Origin of the sequence: Salinibacterium sp. ZJ450, assembly GCF_011751885.2 — a bacterium.
Classification (GTDB): domain Bacteria; phylum Actinomycetota; class Actinomycetes; order Actinomycetales; family Microbacteriaceae; genus Ruicaihuangia.
The window spans coordinates 231,617-252,542 of record NZ_CP061771.1 but is presented as its reverse complement, the minus strand read 5'-3'; the positions used below and the strand labels follow the sequence as shown (position 1 = coordinate 252,542).

18 protein-coding genes are annotated in these 20,926 nt (G+C 68.0%); 6 read left to right on the top strand and 12 right to left on the bottom strand.

Annotated features, from left to right (window positions below):
• Positions 1–67: 67 nt before the first annotated feature.
• Positions 68–1,402, bottom strand: a complete 1,335-nt coding sequence (locus tag HCT51_RS01300; protein ID WP_166876021.1) for an ABC transporter substrate-binding protein — start codon at positions 1,400–1,402, stop codon at positions 68–70.
• 234 nt (positions 1,403–1,636) lie between these two features.
• Between HCT51_RS01300 and HCT51_RS01295 the strand changes: the two genes are divergently transcribed.
• On the top strand, positions 1,637–3,226 hold the full coding sequence (locus HCT51_RS01295; protein ID WP_166876024.1) for a LuxR C-terminal-related transcriptional regulator: 1,590 nt from the start codon (positions 1,637–1,639) through the stop codon (positions 3,224–3,226).
• Between the two features lie 196 nt (positions 3,227–3,422).
• The gene (locus HCT51_RS01290) at positions 3,423–5,012 is read left to right on the top strand and encodes a fibronectin type III domain-containing protein (protein ID WP_166876027.1); all 1,590 of its coding nucleotides are present in this window, start codon (positions 3,423–3,425) and stop codon (positions 5,010–5,012) included.
• 283 nt (positions 5,013–5,295) lie between these two features.
• Here HCT51_RS01290 and rplL read toward each other — a convergent pair whose 3' ends face one another.
• From rplL to HCT51_RS01270, 4 genes are all read right to left on the bottom strand, one after another.
• Positions 5,296–5,679, bottom strand: a complete 384-nt coding sequence (gene rplL, locus HCT51_RS01285; protein ID WP_166876030.1) for a 50S ribosomal protein L7/L12 — start codon at positions 5,677–5,679, stop codon at positions 5,296–5,298.
• A gap of 42 nt (positions 5,680–5,721) precedes the next feature.
• Positions 5,722–6,237, bottom strand: coding sequence for a 50S ribosomal protein L10 (gene rplJ, locus HCT51_RS01280; RefSeq protein ID WP_166876033.1), 516 nt, complete (start codon positions 6,235–6,237; stop codon positions 5,722–5,724).
• Positions 6,238–6,626: 389 nt separating this feature from the next.
• Positions 6,627–8,054 (bottom strand): sensor histidine kinase, encoded by a 1,428-nt coding sequence (locus HCT51_RS01275; RefSeq protein WP_166876036.1) that lies wholly within the window; start codon positions 8,052–8,054, stop codon positions 6,627–6,629.
• The gene (locus HCT51_RS01270) at positions 8,051–8,776 is read right to left on the bottom strand and encodes a response regulator transcription factor (protein ID WP_370626889.1); all 726 of its coding nucleotides are present in this window, start codon (positions 8,774–8,776) and stop codon (positions 8,051–8,053) included. The genes HCT51_RS01275 and HCT51_RS01270 overlap by 4 nt, the downstream gene beginning before the upstream one ends.
• A 351-nt stretch (positions 8,777–9,127) precedes the next feature.
• Between HCT51_RS01270 and HCT51_RS01265 the strand changes: the two genes are divergently transcribed.
• Positions 9,128–9,739 (top strand): YqaJ viral recombinase family protein, encoded by a 612-nt coding sequence (locus HCT51_RS01265; protein WP_166876042.1) that lies wholly within the window; start codon positions 9,128–9,130, stop codon positions 9,737–9,739.
• Position 9,740: 1 nt separating this feature from the next.
• The gene (locus HCT51_RS01260; RefSeq protein ID WP_166876045.1) at positions 9,741–10,460 is read left to right on the top strand and encodes an alpha/beta fold hydrolase; all 720 of its coding nucleotides are present in this window, start codon (positions 9,741–9,743) and stop codon (positions 10,458–10,460) included.
• 22 nt (positions 10,461–10,482) lie between these two features.
• Here HCT51_RS01260 and HCT51_RS01255 read toward each other — a convergent pair whose 3' ends face one another.
• The 7 genes from HCT51_RS01255 to HCT51_RS01225 form a co-directional block, all read right to left on the bottom strand.
• Positions 10,483–11,487: a sugar phosphate isomerase/epimerase family protein gene (locus tag HCT51_RS01255; RefSeq protein ID WP_166876047.1), complete on the bottom strand. Its 1,005-nt coding sequence runs from the start codon at positions 11,485–11,487 to the stop codon at positions 10,483–10,485.
• Positions 11,484–12,359, bottom strand: coding sequence for a sugar phosphate isomerase/epimerase family protein (locus HCT51_RS01250; RefSeq protein ID WP_370626888.1), 876 nt, complete (start codon positions 12,357–12,359; stop codon positions 11,484–11,486). The genes HCT51_RS01255 and HCT51_RS01250 overlap by 4 nt, the downstream gene beginning before the upstream one ends.
• An 84-nt stretch (positions 12,360–12,443) precedes the next feature.
• Positions 12,444–13,649 (bottom strand): substrate-binding domain-containing protein, encoded by a 1,206-nt coding sequence (locus HCT51_RS01245; RefSeq protein ID WP_166876865.1) that lies wholly within the window; start codon positions 13,647–13,649, stop codon positions 12,444–12,446.
• Positions 13,650–13,652: 3 nt separating this feature from the next.
• A complete protein-coding gene (locus HCT51_RS01240) occupies positions 13,653–14,747 on the bottom strand; it encodes an ABC transporter permease (protein ID WP_166876050.1) in 1,095 nt (364 codons plus the stop codon).
• Positions 14,728–15,762: an ABC transporter permease gene (locus HCT51_RS01235; RefSeq protein WP_166876054.1), complete on the bottom strand. Its 1,035-nt coding sequence runs from the start codon at positions 15,760–15,762 to the stop codon at positions 14,728–14,730. Before HCT51_RS01235 ends, HCT51_RS01240 begins: the two co-directional genes overlap by 20 nt.
• Positions 15,759–17,261, bottom strand: a complete 1,503-nt coding sequence (locus tag HCT51_RS01230) for a sugar ABC transporter ATP-binding protein (protein WP_166876058.1) — start codon at positions 17,259–17,261, stop codon at positions 15,759–15,761. The genes HCT51_RS01235 and HCT51_RS01230 overlap by 4 nt, the downstream gene beginning before the upstream one ends.
• Entirely contained in the window at positions 17,258–18,382 is a 1,125-nt protein-coding gene (locus tag HCT51_RS01225; RefSeq protein ID WP_166876061.1) for a Gfo/Idh/MocA family protein, read from the bottom strand. The genes HCT51_RS01230 and HCT51_RS01225 overlap by 4 nt, the downstream gene beginning before the upstream one ends.
• 114 nt (positions 18,383–18,496) lie before the next feature.
• On the opposite strand from HCT51_RS01225, the gene HCT51_RS01220 reads away from it, so the two are divergent.
• Positions 18,497–19,684: an ROK family transcriptional regulator gene (locus HCT51_RS01220; RefSeq protein ID WP_191413697.1), complete on the top strand. Its 1,188-nt coding sequence runs from the start codon at positions 18,497–18,499 to the stop codon at positions 19,682–19,684.
• A 254-nt stretch (positions 19,685–19,938) separates the two neighbouring features.
• A complete protein-coding gene (locus HCT51_RS01215; protein WP_370626886.1) occupies positions 19,939–20,907 on the top strand; it encodes an NADP-dependent oxidoreductase in 969 nt (322 codons plus the stop codon).
• Positions 20,908–20,926: the final 19 nt, after the last annotated feature.

Here is a 20,926-nt window from a genome sequence, read left to right as displayed (position 1 = left end):
TTCCGTCCTGTCGAGAGTGAGCGGTGGGGTCGTCCGAGTCACCTCGGACGACCCGATCGGTGACGAGTCAGCTGGCGGGCCAGCTGGCTTCGATGGTGTCTACCGTTGCCTGTGTCTCCTGCCCGCCGATCCAGGCGACGATGCCCTTCCAGAAGGAGTCAGAACCGACGGCTCCGGGCATCAGGTCGGATGCGTCGAAGCGGAACGTCGTGTTCGGGTCCTGGAGGGTTTCGATCACGTTGGACAGCAGTGGGCTGGACGCGTTCGCCGGGTCGACGCCGGAGTTGGCGCTGACAGTTCCCCCCAGTTCAACGCGCAGGTTCGCCCAGGTGTCGCTGGACATGAACGTCTGCACGGCCTTGACCGCGTCGGAGTCGGTGAAGGCGCCGACGATCTCGCCACCACCGGTGACGGCGGCCGCGTCAGCTTCAACACCCGGGGTCAGGAACGCCCAGACGTCTCCGTCTTCGGCGATCGTGGTTCCCTCCGGCCACAGCCCTTCGTAGAAGGACGCTTGGTGGTGCATGGCACACTCGCCGTCGAGGATGGGCCATCCGCCTTCTTGGAAGATGACATCGAGGATCGATCGAACGTCACCGTATCCACCGTTGACGTACTCCGGGTTCTTCAGGATGTCACCGACCGCGTCAAACGCTTCGACGATCTGGGGGTCGTTGAACGGGATCTCGTGGTTCACCCACTGGTCATACACCTCGGGACCGTGCAGGCGAAGCACCATGTCTTCGATCCAGTCGGTGCCCGGCCAGCCCGTGGCCTCGCCCGATGCGAATCCGGCACACCACGGCAGCATCGCGCCGTCAGCGGCGATGTCTTCGGTCAGCGTGGTCATCTCGTCCAGAGTCTCCGGAATCTCCCACCCGTTCTCCTCGAATGTGCTCGGGGAGTACCAGATCAAACCTTTGACGCTGGCCATGAGCGGTGCGCCGAGGAACGTGCCGTCGACCGTGCCGTACGCCTTCCAGTCCTCGGACCAGAACTCATCCACGTTGGCCTCTACCTCAGCCGGCGGGGCGATGAGGCTATCCGCGAACGACGCGAACAGGCCCGGCTGCGGGAACATGGCGAGGTCCGGTGCGTTATCTCCCTCGACCAGCACGCGAATCTGCGCTTCGAACTCCTGAGAGCCCTGATACGTCACCTCGATACCGGTGCAGTCGCCGAAGGTGTCGAATGAGGTCTGGAGGTGATCAGCCTCGATATCAACCGGGGTTCCGAGCAGGCTGACCTCTTCGCCTTCGAAGGTGCCGTAGTCCTCGTAGTCGCCGCAGTCGGCGTCGCCCGGCCCTTCCGCTTGGTCTCCGGTACAGCCGGCGAGCACGAGGCCGATGACGCCTGCTGCGGCGATCGGCGCGAGAATGCGGCGGTGCAAGGTGGATCTCATGTCCATTCCTCCTCATTGAGTCGACAGGAGACGCGATCATCCGAAAGCGTTTCCAGCGCTCACGCTATGCCCCCATGCGGGGGCTGACAAGCAATGCCGACTAAATGTCGAGCCAGAGGCCGAATCGTTACCGCCGCTTCGTCCGCGGCATCCACAGCCCTCGACTGCAGTCTGACAGCGGTGTAATGTAACGGCACCACGCCCTCACACGTACCCGAGTAGAGACTTGGCACCATGTTGGACCCGACCGACATTTTGCGAGCGAATGGCTCCGCAGTTGTGGGGCTGAGCCGTGACCAGAACGTCGATGAAGCGGAAACCGAGCCAGACACGCTGATGCTCGGCAGCCCGGGCGAGCGCGCCCGGCTGGTGCGCGAACTCATCCTGTCGATGCCGGAGGAGACCTGGGTCGAGGACCCGGCGATGCTGCTCGCGCTCGCTGCCAGCTTCCGCGCGGTCGACTCCGTGAACGCGGTCGCCGCGCTGCCCTACCTCGATTCGGCCGACGGCATCCTCGCCGCCGGCGACCGCGACTGTTCATTGATCGTCGTTGCCCGGCTGCTGCGCGCGATCATCTACCGCGCGCTCGGGCGACTGGTGGATGCCGCGGAGCAGGCCGAGTTCGCGCTGCGGCTGGCCGACACGGCCGCGGCCCCGCTCACCGAGCGCATTACCCTGCGCGCGCTTGCCCTGATTCAGCTCGGCATCTGCGGTACGCTGCTCGGCCAGCACGACGACGCACGCTCAGCACTGCAGCAGGGGATGGCACTCGGCGGCGACCATCTGGCGCGGGATGCCGGGATCGAGGCCCTGGGATGCCTCGCGCTGATCGATTTCTCCTCGGGAAGTGTGCAATCGACGGCAAAACACCTCGCCGCCGCCGAGGAGCTGATGGGCGCTGCCATGACATCCGCCGACCTGCCCTGCGCTCCGGTGTCACTCGCCCAGGCCTTCGTCGCCCTGGAGTGCGGTCGTGTCACCGTCGCGCGCGACCTCGCCTCGGCACTCACCGCAAGCACTCTCGCCACCGAGTACGAACCGCTCACCCTGCACGTGTCGGCGCTGCTACTCATGGCCGAGGGGCAGTTCCTTGAGGCGCTCGAGGTACTGAGCGACGAGCAGATCCTGATTCGCGGCTGGCAGAGTCCGCGGATGCTGCAGTCACTGCACGACGCGGATCGCGCGAACGCGCTCATCCACGTCGGCGAGATGCCCGCCGCCCGGCAGCTGATCACGCGGCTCACCGCCGACGCCCACCACGCGCTGTGCCCGGCCCGACTGGCGGCGCTGCTGGAACTCACGACCGGCAATCTCGCAGACGCGCTGGCCGCCGCCGAGGGCTGCCTCACGCTGGGCGACGATCATGCCCCGCGCACATCGCTGTACATCGAGGTGTTGCGGGCGGCCGCGCACGACGCGCTCGGCGATTCCGGCATCGCAGCGGCGGGAACCGATCGCGCCCTGGCCCATGCGGCACGCACCGGCGAGCGCAGGGCATTCACGACACTGCCGGCCGACCGACTGCTGAGCCTGCTTAAGGCGGCGGGCGCTCGACCGCAGCCCGCCGTACGGCGCAGCGTCATCGATGACCTGCTGCGGTCGGTCACCGACAGCAGCCAGCCCGCCATCTCGCCCCTTACCGACCGCGAGCGTGTCGTGCTCAGGCGTATCGCCTCCGGTGAGAGCGTCAAGCGCATCGCGGCGGAGTTGCAGGTGTCACCGAACACCGTGAAGTCCCAGGTTCGAAGCATCTACCGCAAGCTCGGAGCCTCCAACCGGCACGAGGCCGTGAACCAGGCGAGCGCGTTCGGCATCGCCCCGTAACGCCGAGCCGATCACCGCACACCACCCTCGCTTCACCCTCCAGTCACCCCCGTTGGCGCCCCCAATCACCCGCCCGCCGGTGGTTGTATGCCGGGTACCCGGATCCCACTGAAATGCGAGGGTAACCATGCAACATAATGCTGCACCACCCACATCTGAAACCCGATCAGGCGCTTTTCACAACCGTCGCCGCAGCATGCTGGCCGGCTTTGTCGTTGCGATACTGACCGGCGCAGGCGTTCTCGCCTTCCCGCTGTCAGCGTCGGCAGATGACGCCGCCGCCCCCGCGGTCGAGCAGGTCGTCGAGCCGGCACCCGAGCCGGCTGCTGAGCCCGCTCCTGAGGAGCCGGCCGCTGAGGAGCCTGCTCCGGCCGCCCCGGACCCCGAACCCGCTCCTGCACCGGCGGAGGATTCGGCGCCCGCCGAAGAGCCCGCAGCGCCTGAGGCACCCGCGCCCGCCGCGGAGCCCGAAGCCCCGGATGCCGCGGAGCCCGAAGCCCCGGATGCCGCCGAACCCGACGACGCGACAGCACCGCCGGCGGAGCCGGAAGCCACTGACCCCGAGGCCACCGAGTCAGATTCATCCGGCTCCGAGTCCTCCGAATCGCCGGCCCCGGCCACGTCTGAGGACGCGACAACCGAGCACTCCGAGGAGGGTGAACACTCCGACGACGGTGAGCACTCCGACGAGGGAGAGGATGTCGCCGATCCGCGCGTCTGGGTGGACGAGACATCCTGCCCCGGAACCGCGACCATCAACCTGCGTGACCTCGACGAGTCGGTGCGCTACATCGTGAAGCTCGACGACGAGTTCGTCGACGCGATCAAGGGCGAGACCAGGGCGTCGGTGTACGTGGACGATCTCGACCCCGGCAAGCACACCGTCACCGTCTGGTTCAACGGCAAGAAGTTCTCGGACGACTCACACGGCGACGATTCCCGCTCCGACCGCGGCGAGTGGAAGCACGTGGAGAAAGAGTTCTGGACCAAGCCGTGCCCTGACATCAACGTGAGGGTGAACGACTGCACAGAGCCCGACGGGGACGCGTCGATCCGATTCTGGATCAACGACCTGTCCGAGCACGCCTGGTACCGCGTCACGCTGACGAACAACGACACGGGCGATTCCGAGACGTGGGACGTGAGCGACGCGACCGAGTTCAGTGAGCGAGTGGACGTCGATCCGGGCACGGACTACACCTTGACGGTGAAGGGCAAGCTGCACCATGGCGGTCCGATCGGTCCGGTCTCGAAGGACTTCGACACGGCGGACTGCCCGGAGGACGTTGCCATCGAGGCGACGGTGACCGCCTGCCCAACGGTCGGTGAGGTCGAAGTGACCCTGTCGAACCTCATCGAGGACACCGAGTACACGGTGTCGGTGACCGGTGAGGACGACGTGACCTTCGTTGCAGACTCCGACACCGAAACCTTCACGTTCACCGACTTGGAGCCGGGATCGTACGAGGTGACGGTGACGACGAACAACGGGTCTGGCAAGCACGGCGATCACAAGCCGCGGGTTGTCAGCGAGAAGTTCACCGTTCCGGAGTGCGAGGTTCCGGTGACCCCACCGGTGCCGCCGGCACCACCAGCACCGCCTGCACCGCCTGCACCGCCTGCAGTGATTCAGCCGACAGTGGTTGCGCCCGCGGCCATCCTTCCGGTGACCGGTGGTGACGCATCCGGCCTGGCATTCGCAGGCTTGGTGCTGCTGCCGCTCGGTGCCGCGATGATGGCCGTGGCCAGCCGGCGTCGGCGTCAGCTGAGCGAGTCGAAAGGATAAAGATCCGGTTCGGCGCGCGTGACGGATCTCCCCGGGTTCCACGCCGCTGAACCACCCCGGGTGCCCCGCTTCCCCGCGCGGGGCCCCGCCCCCGGGCGAACGGGGGCGGAACCACACGGTTCCGCCCCCGTTTGTCGCGCGCGCATGTCTGGCCGTTAAATGCCGAGAGGGCGTCGCCCCGTTTTAGGGGGCGACGCCCTCGAGCGCGGATTACTCGATGAGGAGTAACCGCGTTACAGGCGTTGTCACACCAAGTGATATCGGATGCCCCGTGGGGCCCGAATTACTTGAGGGTAACGGTGGCGCCAGCTTCTTCGAGCTGGGCCTTTGCCTTCTCAGCGGTCTCCTTGTTCGCGCCCTCGAGCACGGCCGAAGGGGCGTTGTCAACGAGTGCCTTCGCCTCACCAAGGCCGAGGCTGGTGAGTGCGCGCACCTCCTTGATGACCTGGATCTTCTTCTCGCCAGCGGCCTCGAGGACGACGTCGAACGAGTCCTTCTCTTCGACCTCTTCAACAGCAGCGGCGGCGCCACCAGCAGCAGCAACGGCGACGGGGGCAGCGGCGGTGACCTCGAAGGTCTCCTCGAACGCCTTGACGAACTCGCTGAGCTCGATGAGGGTCAGTTCCTTGAACGCTGCAATCAGTTCGTCAGAAGTGAGCTTTGCCATGTTTTTCTCCTTGGTGTTGTTGTCTGATTCCGCGAGGCTGAATTAGCTCGCGGACTCCTGCTTCTCGCGCAGCGCGTCGACCGTGCGAACGGCCTTCGACAGCGGTGCGTTGAAGAGATATGCGGCACCGAACAGCGACGCCTTGAAGGCACCGGCCAGCTTGGCCAGCAGCACCTCCCGGCTTTCGAGGTCGGCGAGCTTCGTAACCTCGTCGGCGGTCAGCGGGTTACCGTCGAAGTAACCACCCTTGACGACCAGCAGAGGATTGGCCTTGGCAAAGTCACGCAGGCTCTTCGCGACGGCGACAGGGTCACCGTGTACGAACGCGATCGCCGACGGGCCAACAAGCTCGTCGTCGAAGGCGGTGATTCCGGCGTTGTTCGCCGCAATCTTGGACAGCGTGTTCTTCACCACGGCGTAGGTTGCGTCCGCACTGATGGACTTGCGCAGCGTCTTCAGCTGGGCAACAGTGAGACCGCGGTACTCGGTCAGCAGAACGGCGGTCGAGCTCTGGAATTTCTCCGTGAGCTCGGCAACCGAGGCTTCCTTGTTCGCCATGGCGCTCCTTGATGAATAAAGCCGGCAGCCCCTGGTGTGCTCATAAGAAAAGCTCCGGCGCAAGCGCACGGAGCAACACCCAGAAAGGGACTTGACTTCATACACCTGCGCGGGCCGTTCACACGAGTGAACCTTCGATCAGTGACATCCCTCACGGGCGCACCGATAACCGGCGGTCTTTGGCTCCGATCAGGCTACGGGATGCCGCCCGCCACCGCAAATCGGACACCCCAGCCTCGCCCGGCGCGCCCGCGCAGGCCCGCGCCCGCGCAGAACGGCAGCGTATCGCGATGACACGCCGCCTGAACGCGACGCTGCACGGCGTGCCGCCTCGGATCGCTGCCGTTCTGCGCACTCGTCGCTGGCGCGGGCGCTGGCGCTGGCGCGTCTCAGGCCCGCGGCAGCCGTAGCTCGAAGCGGGTCGCTCCCGGCTGGCTCTCGACATCCAGGGTGCCGCCATGGCGTTCCACGATGGCCCGCACGATCGCGAGGCCCAAGCCGGTGCTGCCCGCGGCGCGGGAGCGGGAGGAGTCGCCGCGCACGAAACGTTCGAACAGGCTCGGCAGCAGCTCGGGGTCGATCCCCGGCCCGTCGTCGGCGACCGTGATGATCGCGTGCCTGTTGGCGGTCTGCGCGGCAACGGTCACGGTGGTGCCGGCCGGCGTGTGCACGCGCGCGTTGGTCAGCAGGTTGGCCACCGCCTGGTGCAGGCGTCCCTGATCACCGGTCACCGTGATCGGCGTCTCGGGAAGCTCGAGATGCCAGATGTGCTCCGGACCGGCCGCGTGCGCGTCGGCGACCGCGTCGGCGAGCAGGCGACTGACGTCGACCTCGTCGTGGCGCAGTTCGGTGCCGGCATCCAGCCGGGCGAGCAGCAGCAGTTCCTCGACCAGGGCGGTCATCCGGATCGACTCGGACTCGATGCGGGACAGCGCATGGCTGATGTCCTCCGGCAGTTCGCGCCCGCTCATGCGGGTGAGTTCGGAGTAGCCGCGGATCGACGCGAGCGGCGTTCGCAGTTCGTGGCTGGCGTCGGCGACGAACCGGCGCACCTTGCTCTCGCTCGCCTGGCGAACCGCCAGCGCCTCGCCGACGTGGTCGAGCATGAGGTTCAGGGCGGCGCCGACCTGGCCGACCTCGGTGCGCGGGTCGGTGTCGACGTCCGGCACCCGTTCGGCGAGCGCAACCTCGCCCGTGGCCAGCGGCAGCTCGGCCACGCGACGCGCGGTGCCCACCACCCGCCCGAGCGGGCGGAGGGCCACGCGAACCACCGCCGTTCCGGCGAGCGCGGTGATCACCAGCGCAGCGAGCGACACCCCGGCGATGGTCAGGAAGAGCTGCCCGCTGGCGCTGTCGACCCCGGACTGCGGAAGTCCGACGATCAGGCCGATGCTGTCGGTGAGTTGCACGTGCACTACCCGATAGCTGCCGAGGTCGCCGGCGAGGTCGACGCTGTGGTGGGTCGCGTCATCCGGAATCTGGATTAATGCCTGCTGCTGCGCATTGGTGAGGGTGCGCAGCCGCGCCTGCTTGTCGAAGTACTGCGGGGTCGCGATCCGGTCGGCGGCCACGACCACGCCGAGGGTGCCGCCGGCTTGCGCGTTTCCGATGCCAGGCGGCGGCGACACCTCGGGGCGTTGGGTGAGCGCCCTGACGCTGCGCTCGGTGGCGAGGTTCACCTCAACGTCGAGCTGGCCGAGCAGGTACCCGCGCAGCGACAGCACGCTGACGGCGCCGATGATGATGCTGACCACCGCGACCAGCGCGACGATGCCGACCACCAGCCGGCGCTTTAGCGACCAAGGCGCGCGCGTCATACCGCCGGCTTGATCATGTATCCGACGCCGCGCACGGTGTGGATCATGGGTGCGCCGAGGGCGTCGATCTTCTTCCGCAGATAAGAGATGTAGATCTCGACGATGCTGGCCCGCCCGCCGAAGTCGTAGCTCCAGACCCGGTCGAGAATCTGGCTCTTGCTGAGCACCCGGCGCGGATTACGCATCAGGAAGCGCAATAGCTCGAACTCCGTGGCCGTCAGCTCGATCGAGGTGTCGCCGCGGTACACCTCGTAGCTCTCCTCGTTCAGCACCAGATCGCCGACCTGCACCTCTGGGTCGACGGCGCCACCGAGCACGACCGCCGAGCGGCGGATCAGCCCGCGCAGCCGGGCGACGAGTTCCTCCAGGCTGAACGGCTTGGTCACGTAGTCGTCGCCGCCGGCGGTGAGGCCGACCACCCGGTCATCCACCGAGTCCTTGGCGGTGAGGAACAGCACGGGGATGTCGTTGCCATCCGCCCGCAACCGGCGCAGCACATCGAGCCCGTCGATGTCGGGCAGCATGATGTCGAGCACGCAGATGTCCGGTTCGAACTCCCGCGCGAGCTTCAACGCCTGCTGGCCGGTGGCCGCCGTGCGCACCTCCCAGCCCTCGTAACGCAGCGCCATCTGCAGCAGGTCGGCGAGAGAGGTTTCGTCGTCGACGACCAGCACACGGATGGGCGATCCGTCGACGCGGGTAAGGCGAGTCTGCTGAGTCACGTCCATAGTGTCGCCCCGCTCGCTAAGAGCTTCCTAAGAGAAGTCTGAATGTTACCTGAAGCGATCTGCGGTGCGGGCGGTTCGGGTGGGTCGGGTGGTTGCGAGTGAGGCCTGGCAAGCGCGCTTGGTTGCGGGTGAGGTCTGGAGTTTCGTCCTTCCGGGCGCTCGCGAAGGACCAAACTCCAGACCTCACCCCAACCGACCCGCTCTGGGATGGGCGAGTCGTGGCCGAGGTCTGGCAAACGGTCGTTCCCGGGCCGAGGGAAGGACTAAAGGGCAGACCTCACCCGAAGCAACCGACCGCGTCGCGTCGCGTCCGGCGGTGACGGCGCCCGGGGAGACAATGGACGGGTGACGATTGCGCAGCCGACCCTCCCCCTGTGGGAGGACGAGCCGCTTCCCGACCACCGATCCCGGATCGTGGCGCGGTCGAGCGACCGGTTCGCCTGGTTGCGGGCGCGCAGTCAGGGCGTCACAGCAACGGATGTCGCGCGCCTGTCCAGCGCGAAGGCGCTGCAATCGGTGGCCCAGGACAAGATCCTGGGCAGCGGTTTCTCGGGCAACGCCTACACCGATCACGGTCGCGCGCGGGAACCGGAGATCGCCAAGTGGGTGCGCGCCGAGCACCGCATCGAGCCGAGCGACGCCCTGTTCCACGCCTACGGCGAGCGCTCGCACCTGGCCACTCCCGATGGGCTGGCCGAGCTGAACGGCACGCTCGTGCTCGCCGAGATCAAGACCACGGCATCCGCCTGGAAGTCGATTCCGCGCTCCTACCTCCGCCAGGTGTGGTGGCAGCAGTACGTGCTCGGCGCCGAACGCACCCTGGTGGTCTGGGAACAGCACCTGGACTTCGTGCCGATCTCCACCGAGCCGAAATGCCGCTGGGTCGACCGCGACGACAACGAGATCCACCAGCTGGTCGGACTCGCCGACCAATTGCTCAGGCTGATCCGGCGCTGACGTGGCGACGGTGCTGCTGCACGGCCTCGGCGGAGACCGCCGGCAGCCGCTCAGCCTGCTTGGCCCCGTGCTGCCCGCCGACACCATCGCGCCGGACGTACGCGCGCACGGCAGCTCGACGCTGATCGGACACCCGGCCGACTTCACCCTCGCCGCCCTGGCCGCGGACCTGCCGCTGCCGGCCGGCCCGCTCACCCTGATCGGCGTCTCGATGGGCGCGGCACTGGCGCTGCGCATCGCCCTCACCCGGCCGGTTGAGCGGCTGATCCTGCTGCGGCCATCGTTCACCACCCAGCCGCTGCCGGCGCATCTGCGGGTGTTCCCGGTGATCGGCGAACTGCTTGCCCACCACGGCGCCGAGCGCGGCGAGGAAGTGTTTCGGTACAGCAACCTGTTCCACGCGATCGAGGCGGAGTCCGAGATCGGCGCGCAGGGCATGCTCGATCAATTCCGGAAACCGGATGCCGCGGCCCGGGCGATCCGGCTGGTGGAGATTCCGCGCAACCGGGCATACCGCGCAGCCTCCGAGCTCGCGGGCCTGGGCATCCCGGCATCCGTCATCGCAGCGCCTCGCGACCCGGTGCATCCGGTGGCCGTCGCCGAGCAGTGGACGGCCGACCTGCCGAACGCGCGCCTGACGGTGCTGCCCGCCCGCGACGACGGGGTGCGCGCCTACACCGACGCGACCCGCGCGGCGGTGGCGGAGGCGCTCACCCGCTGACGCAGGCACCCGCGAAGTGCCGCTACTGGTTGCTGAAGGCGGCGTCGAAGGATGTCGTCGGCCGGTCCCAGAGCAGCGACCGGATGTACTGCAGCGCCTCGGCGGCGCCGTGCAGGCGGTCCATCCCGGCGTCCTCCCACTCGATCGAGATCGGGCCGGTGTAGCCGATGGCCTCCAGCGCCCGGAACGCGTCCTCCCACGGCACGTCGCCGTGCCCGGTGGAGACGAAGTCCCAACCGCGCCGCGGGTCACCCCAGGCCAGGTGCGAGCCGAGCACCCCGGCGCGGCCGTTCTTCGGCCGCATCCGGGTGTCCTTGCAGTCGACGTGGTAGATGCGGTCCTTGAAGTCCCAGATGAAGCCGACGGGGTCGATGTCCTGCCACATCATGTGCGACGGGTCCCAGTTGAAGCCGAACGCCGCCCGGTGCCCGATCGCCTCGAGGGAGCGCACCGAACTCCAGTAGTCGTAGGCGATCTCCGACGGGTGCACCTCGTGCGCGAAGCGCACCCCCTCGGCGTCGAAGACGTCGAGGATCGGGTTCCAGCGGGTGGCGAAGTCCTGGTAGCCGGCGTCGATCACCGAGGCAGGCACCGGTGGGAACTGGGCGACGTATGGCCAGATCTTCGACCCGGTGAAGCCGACCACGACGTCAATGCCGAGCTTGCGGGCCACTCGCGCGGCGCGCTTCATGTCGTCCGCGGCGCGCTGCCGCACCCCCTCCGGGTCGCCGTCGCCCCAGGTCGACGGGCGGAGGATCGCCTGATGCCGGAAGTCGATCGGGTCATCGCAGACCGCCTGCCCGGTCAGATGGTTCGAGATCGCGTACACCTTCAGGCCGTGCCGGTCGAGGATCTCCAGCCGGGAGCGCAGGTACGCGTCATCTTGATCGGCGCGTTCCAGATCGAGATGGTCGCCGGATGCCGCGATCTCGAGTCCGTCGTAGCCCCACCCGCTGGCGAGCCTGGCCACCTCCTCGAACGGCAGGTCGGCCCATTGGCCGGTGAACAGGGTGACGGGATGGCTCATGCTGCTGCCTCGCGTTCGTTCTGTAGTCGGGTCAGGTAGTCGAGGGTGCGCCGGGCGAGCGCGTCCTGGGAGGAGGCCAGCGGCCGCCAGATGGACGTGGCGGTGGCGATCGCGTCGTTGTCGCCGGTGAAGCTCTCCAGGTTGAGCGGGCCGCGGTAGCCGGCCACATCGAGCGCGTCGAGGAACGCCGGCCAGGCGAAGTGATCGTCGCCGACGGCTCCCCGGTCGGTGCCGCTGACCTGCACGTGGGCGATGTGCCCGCCGGCCAACTCGACGGCGGCCGAGACATCCTTCTCTTCGATGTTCAGGTGGTAGGTGTCCAGCATCAGGCCGAGGCCTGTGCCGAGCAGGGGGCCGAGGGCGTCGAGGGCCTGCTCGACCGTGTTGATCAGGCTCGTCTCGTACCGGTTGAGCGGTTCGATCGCGAGGGTCACGCCAGCGCGTTCGGCCCGGTTCACCACCGGGGTAAGGCTGCTGCGCAGCTGCTGGTAGGCGTCGGCGCGGTCGGCCTCCGACATCCGCCAGGTGCGGCCGGTTGCGGCCGTGAACGGGCCTGCCACCACCGGGGCGCCGAGGATGCCGGCGACGGTGATGCAGTGCGCCAGGTAGTTCTGGGTGCCCACGATGTCCGACGCGGGGGCGGCCACCAGGTTGCGGCCCGGCGCCATCGCGCCGACGATGTAAGGGCGCAGCCCGAGTTCGCCGAGCAGGTCGCGCGCCAGGTGCGGATCCCAGTCGCCCGGGTTCTCCACCGGCAGCTCGATGGCGCGAAAGCCCATGTTGGCGATCTTCACCGCGAGTTTTTTCAGGGTGTCGTCGGTGAGCGGCGACGCCCACACCCAGGTGTTCACTCCGAGGACTCGTCGCATCATGCTCCTTCGCATCGTGCCCCGCCCGCGCGCGGACCCTTTCCCCGAGTATCTCGCGGAAAGGGCCTGGCGCCTCGATTGAGCGGTTTACGGGATTTGGCGGTTCTGCCACACCTCCGGGTAGCCGGGCAGGTCCTCGCCGCCGAACTTGGCATAGTGCCCGTCGGGCATGCCGTCGTTCGCCTCAAGGAACTGCGCTCGCTCGTCTTCGGTGATCGGCACCTGCGGAAGCACCCATTCCTTCGGCACTTCCTGCCCGGCGAAGATCATCTGCGCCGCGAGCAGCGGGGTGCGCCACTGGAAGTTCGAGTACACCGGGGCGAGCGCGGTCATCCCGGTCTCCTCCCACTTGCGCATGAAGCTCAGCTCGTCCTCGCCGGTCATCACCGGGTAGTCGACGCCGGCGTCCTCGAACGCCTCGATCGCGGCGACGGCGCCGTCACCGGCATCCATCCAGATTCCCTGGACGTCGCCGGTGGCGAGTTCGTCCGAGATGATTTTCTTGATCTCGGCCGGGTCCGCTCCGGTGAAGTAGTCGACAGCGTCGATGCCGGCCTCCTCGAACAGCTTCTCGGCCGCGGCCCAGCGCTGTTCCAGCACGTCGACGCCGGGCAGGATGCGCAGCGCCACCACCTTGTCGCCCTCATTGAGCTGGTCAATCAGGAACTCGGCGGTGTCGATGCCCCAGGCGAAACCACCGATCGGGTGGATGAACGTGACCGGGCAGTCGGTCTCCACACCGCGGTCGAACACGATCACCGGCTTGCCAGTGTCACAGGCCCGCTCCACGGCCGGGGTCATCGCCGCCGTGCTGTTCGGCGAGATGATGAAGACGTCGCAGTTGCCCTCATTGATGAAGTAGTCGATGTCGGCGATCTGTGTGTCGTCATTGTCTTGGGCGTCGCGGGTCTCCATCTCGCTGATCGCGCCGGCCTGCTGCAGCACCTTGAGCTGTTCGTTCATGGTGATCCAGCCGGTCTGCCGCCAGGGGTTCGAGATCGACGCGTTGGCGAAGCAGGCCTTCTTGGCGCCCGGGCTGGCGAACCCGGCGGTGTCGACCATCTCTGCGTTGATGTGCTGCAGCCACGGCTGACCTTCCGGGCCTTCCGGGGTCACCCCTCGCTCTTCGTCTTGCTTGTCGTAGAGCTCCTGGTTGAACCACTCCGTGCTGTCGGTCTCCTCGTCGGCGCCGTTGGTGGGCGCTGTGACGGTGGGGTCGGTGGTACAGCCGGCGAGCGCAATGACGGCGGCGGCTCCCAAAATCGCGGGGGCCCATCGAGTGTGGCGTCGCATCATCTAACCTCCTTTGGTTACATGCGGTGCAGGTTCGGCCCGGCTCTCTTCGGGAGCGGGCTCCCCTCCCGGTGCGGGAGAAGCTTCGAGCGGGCGGCCCTTGCGGCGAGCCCGGAAGGTGACGGCGGAGTAGGCCACAGCGAGGATGATGATGACGCCCTGAATGGAGTCGCGCAGGGTGGACGGCACTTCGGCGAAGTTGAGCAGAGTGAACAGCGCCTCCAGCGCGAAGGCTCCCGCCGCCGCCGCAACGACCCAGCCGCGGCCGCCGCCGAGCACCACTCCGCCAAGCACCACGGCGGTGATCGCCATGAACTCGTAGCCGCGGCCGACCGATGGGTGCACCCCGGCATACCCGACGAGCAGGATGCCGGCGACGGTGGCGGACAGGGCCGAGAGGATGAACGCGCTGGTCTTCACCCACCAGACCCGAACTCCGGTGTAGCGAGCCGTGACGACATTGTCGCCGACCGCGATCAGGGTACGGCCGAACGGGCGCCGCATGAACCAAACCGCCGCGGCCAGGATCACAGCGAGGATGATCACCGGGTACGGGATGATCTCGAGCACCGGAACGTCGCGGATGCCGCCGCGGCCGATCTGCCGGAACGAGTCGGCGGGGTTGCCGGTTGCCGCACCGCCGGTCATGTAGAACACCGCGCCGAGCAGGGCGAGCATCATGCCGAGCGTCACGATGAACGACGGCACGCGCAGCAACGTGGTGATGAGGCCATTGATCAGCCCGATGAAGGCACCGAACACGAGCATGAGGATTAGGACCGGGATGCTGCGGCTGTCGTCTTGCCCGATCAAGTTTCCGGCGATCACCACCTGCGCGGTCACCAGCGACCCCATCGACAGGTCGAACTCACCCGACACGATCACGAAGTACTGGCCGATGGCGGCGATCGCGATCGGCGCCACCCGCTGTACGAACCGGATCAGGTTGTCTGGCTCGGCGAACCTGGGGTTCAGGATGATGATCGCGATCAGCAGCACGATCAGCAGCAGGAAGACGGCCCCGCGCGGGCTGATCAGGTTGCGGCCCACCGTGGCGATGCGGCTGCCGATTGAGGGGTTAGGAACCGACTGGCTCACGAGCGGCCTCCTCTCGCTGCACGGCCGGCGTGAATCGCGCCCGTCGCCGCTCCACGCCCCGGCCGGTGTAGACCGCGACGGCGGCAACGATGACCACGCCTCGCACCACGTCTTTCATGAACGGGTTCACCTGCATCACGCTCATCACGTTGTCGAGCACCGCGAAGATGGCGACGCCGCCGATGGTTCCCCACACCGACCCGCGGCCGCCGAGCAGCAGCGTGCCGCCCAGCACTACGGCGGCGATCGACAGCAGGTCGTAGCCACCCTGGCTGCCGACGGTGGGGCTGCCGACGCCGAGCCGGCTGGCCAGCAGCAGCCCGGCGAACGCCGCGGTGATCGAACACAGCATGTGCGCCACGATCAGCGGCTGGCTGGTGTGCAGCCCCGACAGTCGCGAGACGGCCACGCTGCCGCCGACCGCGAAGATATGGTTCCCGGTGCGGGTACGGCTGAGGAACAGCGCCACCAGCACCGCGATGGCGATCATGATGAGGGTCGACACCGGCACCGGACCGATGCCGGTGGCACCGATCAACTGGAACTCCGCCGGCACGCTTCCGGCGGTGCCTTGATACCGGGTGTCGAGATAGCCCTTGATGATCAGGCCGGTGCCGAGCGTGGCGATGAAGCCGTTCACCTTCAACTGGGTGACGATCAGCCCATTCGCCAGGCCGATCAGCGCGGCCACGAACAGGGTGAGCAGCACCGCCGGCGCGATGTTCGCGGCGGACCCATTCATCGTCTGGGCGGCGATCAGGCTCGACAGGCTCACCACGTACGGCACGGACAGGTCGAGCGACGCGCAAAGGATGACCAGGGTCTGCCCGATCGCCACGAAGCCGAGCACGCTCATCCCCGTCAGGATGTCGCGGATGTTGCCTGGGCTGAAGAAGTTGCGCCCCACGGTCGAGACCAGGATCGCACCGATCACGATCACCCCGATCAGGGCGATCAGCACGATCGCGGTGGGGTCGAGGCGGCGACGACGCACCGCCCGGGCAATCCCGCTCATTCGAGCACCCCCACGTTTCCGGTCGCGGCGCCGAGCACCGCTTCCTCACTCGCACCGGCCGGCAGTTCGCCGATGATGCGTCCGTCGTGCATCACCAGGATCCGGTCGGACATGCCGATCACCTCTGGCAGTTCCGAGGACACCATCAAAATCGCGACACCGGATGCCGCCAACTCACGCATCAGCCGGTACACCGCGATCTTCGCGCCGACATCGATGCCGCGCGTGGGTTCATCCAGCAGCACAAGCCGGGGTTTCGTGGCCAGCCACTTGGCGAGCACCACCTTCTGCTGGTTGCCGCCGGAGAGGAACTGCACCTCCTGGTCGACGCCCTGCGAGGACACCTCGAGCGAGCTGAGCACGCCCGGCGCTGCCGCCCGCGCCTTGGCCGTGCGGCCGGGGAACACCCCGCGGATGGCCAGCAGCACGTTGTTCAGCACGGATTGGTTAAGCGCGAGGCCCTGCGCCTTGCGATCCTCGGTGATCAACGCGATGCCCGCTTTCACCGCCATCCGGGGCCCGGTGGTGCGGATCTCGCGGCGGTCCAGCCGCATCTGTCCGCTGGTGAACGGGACGGCGCCGAACACCGCCTCCACCAGTTCGGTGCGTCCGCTGCCCTGCAACCCGGCCAGGCCCACGATCTCGCCGGCGTGCACGTCGAGATCGATGCCCTGCACATAGGCGTTGCCACAGCCGCGCAGCTCGAGCCGGGGCGCCCCGAGCACGGTGCCCTCGATCGGCCCCGGAAAGTAGGTGGAGATCGCCCGGCCGACCATCAGCCGTACGAGTTCGTTGGTGTCGAGTTCAGCCGCGGGGCGACTCGCCACCATCGCTCCGTCCTTCAGCACGGTGATGGTGTCGCACAGGTCGAAGATCTCCTTAAGCCGATGCGACACGTAGAGGATGGCGACCCCGCGTGCGGTGAGCCGGCGCACGATTGCGTAGAGCAATTCGACCTCGTGTTCGGCGAGCGCGGCGGTCGGCTCGTCCATCGAGATCACCCTGGCGTCGAACGACAGCGCTTTGACGATCTCCACTACCTGCTGCTCGGCCACGGTCAGTGTGCCGGCGCGGGCGGACGGGTCGATGAAGTCGATGCCGAGCTCGGTGAGCAGCGTCTGCGTGTCCCGCGACATCCGTCCCTTGTCGACGAACCCGCCCTTGCGCGGTTCGCGCCCGAGGAAGACGTTCTCGGCGACGCTGCGTTCGGGCAGCAGGTTGAACTCCTGGAACACGGTGACAATGCCGGCGCGCATCGCCTGCACCGGGTGGGTGAAGGCGACCGGGTTGCCGGCGAAGGTGATGCTGCCGGCGTCGGCGTGGTACACGGCGGCGAGGATCTTCATCAGGGTTGACTTGCCCGCGCCGTTCTCACCGACCAGGCCGTGTACCCGGCCGGGGTACAGATCGAGGTCGATGCCCTTCAGCACTGTGACGCCGAAGAATCCCTTTTCGATGCCGCGGGCGGACAGCACCGGGGCATCAGGTGCGTCGGTCATGCGGTCACCTCCTCACGTGTTCGGGTTGTGGGCAGGTCGACCCAGCCGCCGTCTCGCGCCGAGCGCAACACTGCCTCGGTCACTTGGGCCGCGCGCAGCCCATCGACGAAGGTCGGCAGCCCCTCGGGTTGCGCCCCGCCGATCGCGGCATAGGCGTCGGCGACGAAGGCGTTGAAGGCGTCCTGATAGCCGAGCGGATGTCCCGCCGGAAGCACCGAGAGGCGTGCCGAGTCCGGGCTGGCCTGCGCGGGGTCGCGGGGCAGCAGCATGCTGCCGGTGCGACGTCCGAGCCAGAGGGTCTCGGGGTTCTCCTGCTCGAAACGCACGCTCTCGTCGCTGCCGCCGATCTCGATCACGAGTGCGTTCTTGCGCCCCGCGGCGACCTGGGAAACCAGCATCGTGCCGATCGCGCCGCCGGTCAGCTCGAAGGCCAGCGCGACGGCGTCTTCGGTGGCCACCGCGGCGCCCGCGCGGGTCGCGTGTGCCCGGCTGACCACGGCGCACAGCCGGGCGATGCGGTCGGAGGTGGCGAACTCGACGAGGTCGGCGAGATGCGAGCCGATGTCGGCGAACGCGCGGGAGGGCCCACCGAGCGACGGGTCGACCCGCCAGTCGGTGTCGTCGACGCCGAGCAGCCAGTCCTGCAGGTAGGAGCCCTGCACCGACAGCAACCGGCCGGCGTCGCCGCGGGCAATCCGGGCGCGCGCCTCGCGCACCAGCGGGTGGAACCGGTACACGAACGGCACCGCGGCCACCCTGCCCGCGGCGGCGGCCTGGTCCACGAGCGACTCGGCGTCGGCGACATCCACCGCCAGCGGCTTCTCGCAGATCACGTGCTTGCCGGCGTCGAGGGCGGCCTGCGCGTACCCGGCATGGGTGACGTTCGGGGTGCAGATGTGCACTACGTCGATGTCGGGCTGCTCGAGCAGTTCGGCCACCGAGCCGTAGGCGGTGCCGAGGTCGAGGCTGGCGGCGGCGCGCTCGGCGCTTTCCCTAGAGGATGACGCGACCCCCACCACGGTTCCCCGCGCGGCACGGATGGCACGGCTGTGCACCGCGGCCATGAAACCGCCGCCGACGATCGCCGCGCGCAGCGGTGAGGCCGTGACATCCGTTGTCATGTGCCCATTGTCTGCCCGCCCCACGCACTTCTGTCAAGGCACATGCAAAAGTTGTTATGCAAAATTCTTTAGCTGCTGGTATCCGAACGAATGTGTCTGTGATTAACTGTCGACATGGTGGACATCAGCCGCGCAACAGCGCTCGGCACCTCGGGGGCGAGCGAGCTGTTCCAGTTGCTGCGCGACGGCCGGCCGCGCACTCGCGCCGAGCTGGCGAACCTCACGGGACTGGCCCGTTCCACCATCGCCGCCCGTGTCGACTCGCTGATCCGCCTCGGGCTGGTGAGCCCGGTCGACGATGCGATCTCCACCGGCGGCCGCCCCTCATCACAGTTCGCCCTGAACCCCGGAGCCCGCATCGTGCTCGCCGCCGACCTCGGCGCGACGCACGCCACCGTGGGCATCAGCGACCTCAGCGGGGTAATCCTGGCGCAGCGCCGGGAAAGCGTCGCCATCGACCGCGGGCCGGAAGCGGTGCTCGGCTGGCTGGTCGAAACCGGCCAGGACCTGGTGAACACCGTGGGCCGCGAGGCCAGCGATCTGATCGCGATCGGCATCGGCCTGCCAGGCCCTGTGCACCACGCCAGCGGCCGGCCGGTCAACCCGCCGATCATGCCGGGCTGGAACGCCTTCGACGTGCCGGGCTGGGTGCAGCAGCACCTCAAGGTGCCGGTACTGGTCGACAATGACGTGAACATCATGGCGCTCGGCGAGCAGGCCTTCGCCTGGCCGGACGAGGACCACTTCATCTTCGTCAAGGTGGCCACCGGCATCGGCTCCGGCGTGATCTCGGGCGGCCGGCTGCAGCGCGGCGCGCAGGGCATCGCCGGCGACATCGGGCACGTGCAGATCCCGCGCGGTGCCGGCATCCCGTGCCACTGCGGCAACCGCGGCTGCCTCGAGGCGATGGCCTCCGGGCCGGCGATCGCGGCGGAACTGCGCCGCTCCGGCATCGACGTGCAGACCGGTCAGGATGTCGTCGACCTCGTGAAACGCGGAAACATTGACGCCATCCAGGCGGTGCGGCAGGCCGGCCGCGACATCGGCGAGGTGCTGACCGCGTGCGTCAGCCTGATCAACCCTTCGGTGATCGCGATCGGCGGGTCGATGGCGCAGGCCGGCGAGCACCTGATCGCCGGAGTGCGTGAGGTCGTCTACACCCGCTCGATGCCGCTCGCCACCGAGCACCTGCAGATCGCCCAGTCGCGGGCCGCCGAGAACGCCGGGGTGATCGGCGCGAGCATGCTCGCCATCCACCACGCCCTGTCGCCGGAGAGCATCGACAGCATGGTGCAGGTGTAGCTCGCCCGCTCGGTCGGAGTTCGGCGGCTCGGCAGGACGAAATCCGCGAAAAACGTCCTCCCGAGCGCCCGAAGTCCGCCCGCCGGGAGACCGCGAGGCCCAAGCCGGGACCGGCCTCCCCCGGCGGAGTGGGCCGCCACCACCCGGTATCCTCGGTAGGCGGCAGCACACAGTTTGCACGCGTTTGACATGGCTGAAACGCGGATGACTCATTGCCCCGGTTGACTAGGGGCACACGGCGGGAAGGCATGACAATGACGACGATGCGCGCGGCGGTAATCAACGAGACCGGGGCGCCCGACGTGCTGGTGCTGGCCGAGATCGACATGCCCGCGAAAGTGAACGCGGAGTTCCTTATCAAGGTCGAGGCCGCCGGGATCAACCCCATTGAGGCCAAGACCCGCGCCGGTCGCGGCGTGATCGCCGGCATCCGGAACTTCCCGGCCGTGCTCGGCAGCGACTTCAGCGGGGTCGTCGTCGAGGCGCCGTACGAGGCGCACCCGTTCCAGCCGGGCACCGAGGTGTACGGCATGGCGCCAGCGCCCCGTGTCGCTAGTGGCAGTTACGCCGAGTACATTGCGGTGCAGGCGCTCAGCGTTGCGAAGAAGCCAGCCAACCTCTCGCACGTCGAGGCGGCCGGCGTGCCGCTGGCGGCAATGACCGCGTGGGGCGCTGTCGTCGACGTGGCCCGCGCCCATGAGGGACAGCGGATACTGATCCACGCCGGCTCCGGCGGTGTCGGGCACTTCGCGGTGCAGTTCGCCGCGTACTTCGGCGCGCACGTGATCGCCACCGGCTCCACCCGCAATCTCGGCTGGCTGCGCGACCTTGGCGCCACCGAGGTCATCGACTACACCAGCACCCGGTTCGAGCAGCAGGTGTCCGACGTTGATGCCGTGATCGATTTGATCGGCAACGTGCACGACGACACCGGAACCCGCTCCCTGGCGACGATGCGGCCCGGCGGGCTGCTGGTCAACGTGCCGACCGGAAGCTGGCCCACTTTCATGACGGATGCCGCGGCCGCAGGCATGCGCTCCACCAGCTACAAGGTGTCACCCTCCGCGTCCACGCTCGAGGTCATCACCCGGCTGATCGAGGCCGGAGACGTGCGGGTGCACGTCGACGAGGTGTTCCCGCTGTCCGACGCGGCCGAGGCGCACCAGGCGCTGGAACGCGGCCACACCCGGGGCAAAATCGTGCTGGCGGTAACTGAGAGCTAGCCACGTTCCGCCGCCGAGG

Excerpts from the sequence above, each read along its gene's own strand:
- HCT51_RS01300 (WP_166876021.1), bottom strand. The coding sequence starts at position 1,402 with ATGAGATCCACCTTGCACCGCCGCATTCTCGCGCCGATCGCCGCAGCA.
- HCT51_RS01295 (WP_166876024.1), top strand. The coding sequence starts at position 1,637 with ATGTTGGACCCGACCGACATTTTGCGAGCGAATGGCTCCGCAGTTGTG.
- HCT51_RS01290 (WP_166876027.1), top strand. The coding sequence starts at position 3,423 with ATGCTGGCCGGCTTTGTCGTTGCGATACTGACCGGCGCAGGCGTTCTC.
- rplL (WP_166876030.1), bottom strand. The coding sequence starts at position 5,679 with ATGGCAAAGCTCACTTCTGACGAACTGATTGCAGCGTTCAAGGAACTG.
- rplJ (WP_166876033.1), bottom strand. The coding sequence starts at position 6,237 with ATGGCGAACAAGGAAGCCTCGGTTGCCGAGCTCACGGAGAAATTCCAG.
- HCT51_RS01275 (WP_166876036.1), bottom strand. The coding sequence starts at position 8,054 with ATGACGCGCGCGCCTTGGTCGCTAAAGCGCCGGCTGGTGGTCGGCATC.
- HCT51_RS01255 (WP_166876047.1), bottom strand. The coding sequence starts at position 11,487 with ATGAGCCATCCCGTCACCCTGTTCACCGGCCAATGGGCCGACCTGCCG.
- HCT51_RS01250 (WP_370626888.1), bottom strand. The coding sequence starts at position 12,359 with ATGATGCGACGAGTCCTCGGAGTGAACACCTGGGTGTGGGCGTCGCCG.
- HCT51_RS01245 (WP_166876865.1), bottom strand. The coding sequence starts at position 13,649 with ATGCGACGCCACACTCGATGGGCCCCCGCGATTTTGGGAGCCGCCGCC.
- HCT51_RS01235 (WP_166876054.1), bottom strand. The coding sequence starts at position 15,762 with ATGAGCGGGATTGCCCGGGCGGTGCGTCGTCGCCGCCTCGACCCCACC.
- HCT51_RS01230 (WP_166876058.1), bottom strand. The coding sequence starts at position 17,261 with ATGACCGACGCACCTGATGCCCCGGTGCTGTCCGCCCGCGGCATCGAA.
- HCT51_RS01225 (WP_166876061.1), bottom strand. The coding sequence starts at position 18,382 with ATGACAACGGATGTCACGGCCTCACCGCTGCGCGCGGCGATCGTCGGC.
- HCT51_RS01220 (WP_191413697.1), top strand. The coding sequence starts at position 18,497 with ATGGTGGACATCAGCCGCGCAACAGCGCTCGGCACCTCGGGGGCGAGC.
- HCT51_RS01215 (WP_370626886.1), top strand. The coding sequence starts at position 19,939 with ATGACGACGATGCGCGCGGCGGTAATCAACGAGACCGGGGCGCCCGAC.